Source organism: Klebsiella sp. K47, from assembly GCF_051858335.1.
GTDB lineage: Bacteria > Pseudomonadota > Gammaproteobacteria > Enterobacterales > Enterobacteriaceae > Klebsiella > Klebsiella pneumoniae.
This window is the reverse complement of record NZ_JBPYUI010000304.1, coordinates 1-232: the sequence shown is the minus strand read 5'-3', so window position 1 is coordinate 232 and position 232 is coordinate 1. Positions and strand designations below refer to the sequence as shown.

Annotated in this window: 1 protein-coding gene; it reads left to right on the top strand. The window is 61.6% G+C overall.

Annotated features, from left to right (window positions below; all coding sequences use genetic code 11):
* The first annotated feature begins 7 nt into the window (after positions 1 to 7).
* Positions 8 to 142 carry a flagellar basal body rod C-terminal domain-containing protein gene (locus RRF55_RS28135; protein WP_439419319.1) on the top strand — a complete coding sequence of 45 codons (135 nt, stop codon included), beginning with the start codon at positions 8 to 10 and terminating at the stop codon, positions 140 to 142.
* The last annotated feature ends 90 nt before the right edge of the window (positions 143 to 232 follow it).

The window sequence follows — 232 nt, the reverse complement described above, 5'->3', positions numbered from 1 at the left end:
GCAACAGCTGGAGGCCTCGACCGTCGACCTGTCGACCGAGTTCACCGGCCTGATCACCACCCAGCGCGCTTATTCGGCCTCGTCCAAGATCATCACCACCGCCGACGAGATGCTGGCGGAGCTGATCAACATCAAGCGCTGATCGGCCAACGGGAATCCATGAGCAAGGTCTCGTTAGACTCGATGAATCCTTCCTTTAGCCGGCGCAGAACGCGCCGGACCGGCCGGATGC